Source organism: Mycoplana sp. MJR14 (assembly GCF_029210525.1).
Classification (GTDB): Bacteria; Pseudomonadota; Alphaproteobacteria; order Rhizobiales; family Rhizobiaceae; genus Mycoplana.
Genome location: NZ_JARGEO010000027.1, coordinates 1 through 856 on the forward strand (window position 1 = coordinate 1; position 856 = coordinate 856).

The 856-nt window shown below is 67.9% G+C and carries 1 protein-coding gene; it reads right to left on the minus strand.

What is annotated here, in order from left to right:
* Positions 1-856 (minus strand): putative Ig domain-containing protein (locus P0086_RS25175; RefSeq protein WP_275790824.1); only part of this gene is annotated, 856 nt, incomplete at both ends.

Sequence of the window (856 nt, forward strand, 5' to 3'; positions counted from 1 at the left end):
ATAGAACTTGATGCCCGTGATCTCACCGGCAACGTTCGACTGGAACTTGACGCCGAGTTCGAGTTGCTGGCCGTCGTTGAGGTTCGTCTGGGCCGGCGTGTTGGAGGCGCTGAACAGGCTGTAGGTCGTCGGCGCGGTCGACACGGCGACGTTGAAGGTCTCGCTGGTGGCGAGGCCGCCGAGATCGGTCGCCGTCACCCGGATGCCGAGCGTACCGGCATCGGCCGCCGTCGGCGTGCCGCTGAAGGTCCGCGTCGTGGCGTTGAACGACAGCCAGGCGGGCAGCGCCGCGCCGCTGGCAAGCGTTGCGGTGTAGGCGAGCGTGTCGCCGGTGTCGACATCGGTGAAGGTGTTGGACGGCAGCGCCAGCGAGAAGGCGGTGCCGACGACGGCGTTCTGGTTGGCCGTCTGGGTCGTGATCACCGGCGCGTCGTTGGCGCCGTGGATGGTGACCGTCAGATTGGCCGTGGCGGTGGCGCCGGCGGTGTCGCGCATCGTGTAGCTGAACGTCTCCGTCAGCGTATTGGTCGACTGTCGCAGCGCCTGCACGGCGGCATGGTTCTCGTTGACGGTGTAGGTGTAGGTGCCCCCGGCATTGAGCACGAGGCTGCCATAGGTGCCGTTCAAGGCCGCGCCGAGCGTGCCGGCCGTCGCCCCGAAGCTGACGGCGGTGACGGTCTTGGTGTCGCCGGCGTCGGGATCGGTGTCGTTGCTGAGCACGTTGCCGCTGGCGGCAGAACCGCCTGCGCCGTTGGCAACGCCGCCCTTCTCGGTGGCGTCGCCCGTGTCGGCAACCGCCGTCGGCACCGTGTTGTTCGACGAGGTCGATACGGCGATGTTGAAGGTCTCGCTGACC